The 663-nt window shown below is 44.2% G+C and carries 1 protein-coding gene; it reads right to left on the bottom strand.

What is annotated here, in order from left to right:
* Positions 1-197: 197 nt before the first annotated feature.
* Positions 198-663, bottom strand: a 466-nt coding sequence (locus IE124_RS34295; protein ID WP_189514017.1) for a transposase, incomplete at its 5' end; no start/stop codon positions are given.

Below are 663 nucleotides of genomic sequence, written 5' to 3'. Positions count from 1 at the left end.
TCATCGAAAAATTTGGAGTTTATTCCCAATTTGGATCCTGTACCCCAAGCCTCTATGACGAACGGTTTTCGAGAAAAACGACTGATACGGGTGGTCTAAATCACCCTGTACGAGGTCTGTCCGGAAAGTTCGTGGACATTTTTTAATAAAAATGTTTGCGCTTACCTAAACTAATTTTTGGACTTGTCTCCTTCAAATTACTCCCCTCCTACGTCAATACACCGGTGCATACGTTTTTTCCACTTTTGGAAGCAATCCTGGTAAGCCTCTTTTGGAATCGAGAAAAGTTCCTTCAGCGAATTTTCTTTAATGGATTCAACACTTTCAAAACGCCTCCCTTTCAAGGCTGTTTTAAACTTGGGGAATAAAAAAAAGTCCGCTGGAGCTAAATCTGGTGAGTACGGGGGGTGCGGCATGACGGTGGTACTAGTTTTGGCAAAAAATTGCTGCACTAACAAGGAGCTGTGAGCGGGAGCATTGTCTTGGTGGAGCATCCAACTGTTCGCTTCCCAAGCTGCCGGTCGTTTCCGTCTGATTTTTTCGCGCAAACGCCTCATGACCTCTATGTAATACTCCTTATTTACCGTTTGGCCATGAGGAAGAAACTCATGGTGCACAACACCCTCAGAGTCGAAAAAAACCGTGAGCATCACTTTGACGTTT

It is taken from the genome of Streptomyces narbonensis (assembly GCF_014649015.1).
Lineage (GTDB): Bacteria > Actinomycetota > Actinomycetes > Streptomycetales > Streptomycetaceae > Streptomyces > Streptomyces narbonensis.
This window is presented reverse-complemented; position numbering and strand designations above follow the sequence as displayed.